This is a genomic window from Nitratidesulfovibrio liaohensis (genome assembly GCF_011682075.1).
Classification (GTDB): Bacteria; Desulfobacterota; Desulfovibrionia; order Desulfovibrionales; family Desulfovibrionaceae; genus Cupidesulfovibrio; species Cupidesulfovibrio liaohensis.
Genome location: NZ_VSMK01000446.1, coordinates 1 through 2,136 on the forward strand (window position 1 = coordinate 1; position 2,136 = coordinate 2,136).

General features: G+C 69.9%; 2 protein-coding genes and 1 pseudogene. 2 read left to right on the top strand and 1 reads right to left on the bottom strand.

Features of this window, described 5'->3' with window-relative positions:
• On the top strand, window positions 1-1,230 hold a 1,230-nt coding region (locus FVW27_RS20965), incomplete at its 5' end, for an ATP-dependent helicase (protein ID WP_243838460.1).
• A 248-nt stretch (window positions 1,231-1,478) separates the two neighbouring features.
• On the opposite strand, the gene FVW27_RS14000 is transcribed toward FVW27_RS20965, so the two are convergent.
• Complete coding sequence (locus FVW27_RS14000; RefSeq protein WP_167126191.1) at window positions 1,479-1,628, bottom strand: hypothetical protein; 150 nt, start codon at window positions 1,626-1,628, stop codon at window positions 1,479-1,481.
• A 224-nt stretch (window positions 1,629-1,852) separates the two neighbouring features.
• Between FVW27_RS14000 and FVW27_RS14005 the strand changes: the two are divergent.
• A pseudogene (locus tag FVW27_RS14005) lies at window positions 1,853-2,136 on the top strand (cobamide remodeling phosphodiesterase CbiR); the annotation flags it as partial.

Genomic DNA, 2,136 nt, shown 5'->3' on the forward strand with positions numbered 1-2,136 from the left:
GCGCGCGACCTGCCCGGCGAACTGCACCTGTTCGAGGCGCCCACGGCGGAAGGCGAGGCGGCCTGGATCGGCGAGCAGATTCGCGGCCTCATCGGGGCCACCAGCCATTCGCTGCTGGACGCCGGGCATGGCCGGACGCGCCGGGGCACGGTGCTGGACGAGGGCGGGTTCAGCCCCGGCGACATCGCCGTGCTGGTCCGCGTCAAATCGCTGATCCCCCAGTTGCAGCGCACCCTGACCCGCTTCGGCGTGCCCTGCGCCGTGCCCGAGGCCGAGGCCTTCTGGGCAGACCAGCGGGTGGCGCTCATCCTGGGGGCCGCCGGACGCATGCTGGGCATCGGGTCCACGTCGTCGCAGGACGCATCTGGAGGGCCCGCGTTGCCCGCCGGGCTAAGCCACCGCCGTCTGGTGGCGGAAGGGGTGCACCCCTCGCTGGCCGACCGGCTGGGGCTGGATGCGTCGCCGTTTGCCGTGCATCGGGGCGGAGACGCGGCTGCCGATGCGCCCGGTGCTTCCGGCCCGACCGAACCCGCCGGCCCGTCTGATACTTTTGCCGATGGCCCCGATGCCCCCGGCTCCGCCGTCACCGGCCCCGCAAGCGGCGAGGCACCCCTGCGGCCCGACGCGGAAATCCCCGCGCGCGACATGCCGCACGAGGTGGACTGCCCGCCCAAGGTACTGGCCCGTGGTCCGCTGGGTGTGGCCGCCTACCTGCGCGAAACCCCGCCCTTCGACGACCTGTTCTGGCAGTCCTCGGCCTTTCGGGCGCTGTCTCGCGCCTACGACACCCACGGCGGGTGGGCCGGGCTGATGAACTGGATCAGCCTGCAGAGCGAGTTGGAACTGGTGCGGCGCGGCAGCGAGAAGGTGCAGATCATGAGCCTGCACGCGGCCAAGGGGCTGGAATTCCGTGCGGTGTTTCTGCCCGCGCTGGAGGACGGCATCATGCCCTTTGCCGGGGCGGGAACCCTGACCGGCAAGCCCGACCGCGACGGCGCCAGCCCCGATGCCCGTACCGACATGGACGAGGAACGCCGCCTGCTCTACGTGGGTATGACCCGCGCGTCCGAGGGGCTGTTCCTCAGTTGCGCCGCGCGCCGCCAGCTGTACGGCCGCGAACTGCGCCTGAAGCCGTCGCGCTTTCTGGACGACGTGCCGCTGGAAGGGCTGCGCCGCTCCATGCTGGTGCAGCATCAGAAGCGCAAGGAGCGCCAGCTGTCGCTGATGTGATGCCCGCCGGTCACGTTGCCGTGTGGACTGGTGCACGATGTTTCCAGGGCACGCGGTTTTGCCGCTGTCCGGCAGTCATTCCCCCTCCTCGGCAGCGCCCCATAGCCCCGCCAATGCAAACGGCCCGGTCATGCCGGGCCGTGGTGTTTTTCGGAGAAGGGGAAGGCATCGGGGCGGCGCGCCGCGCCGCAGTGCGCCGTCCGTCATGTGAGCCGCCCTTACGTGCGGGAAGGCGGTGCCGGACGGGGCTATTGGGGACAGCACACCCGGTACACGTAGCGTTCGTACAGGCCGGACACCCTGCCCGCCGTGCGCGGGCTGAGGCCGACATCGCGCAGGCGACAGTACACGTGCAGGGGGTTGAAACGGTGCTGCAGAAAGTGCTTCACGTGGCGCATCGAGGTCTCCTGTTCCCCGCCGTAACCCATGGTGGAATTGACGGGGGAACGACATATGCCGTGCATGCGGCGTGCCGGTGCGGTCCGTGGTCCATGGTGACGGCCCCTTGCGAAGGGGACACACGACGGGGTGGACGGAAAGCCGTCGTCCGGTGGGTTGCGGTCGGCACGTTTTTGCCGGGCCGCGCTTGCCCGCCGGGCTGAAAGTCCGTAACCGGAACGGCATGCACGTTCCGCTGGCCCTTACCGCATCGCCTCGGCTTCTGTCCAGAACCGTAGCGGCTCCTTCGTGGGTCATTGCGGGCAACATCCATGATAATTGCGCATTTCTTTCGGGAAAAATTCACGAGGTGGGGTTGTGCCTGTTCGAGGCCGACGCCTGTCTTGCCTATACCGATGTCGACCTGCCCCCGGCGCTGGCCGCGCTGCCCCTGACCTGGCACGCCCACCTGGCGGTGGACCTGGTCTGGGGGGCTGGGCCGCATGGCGCGCCCGGTGCGGGCGCGGC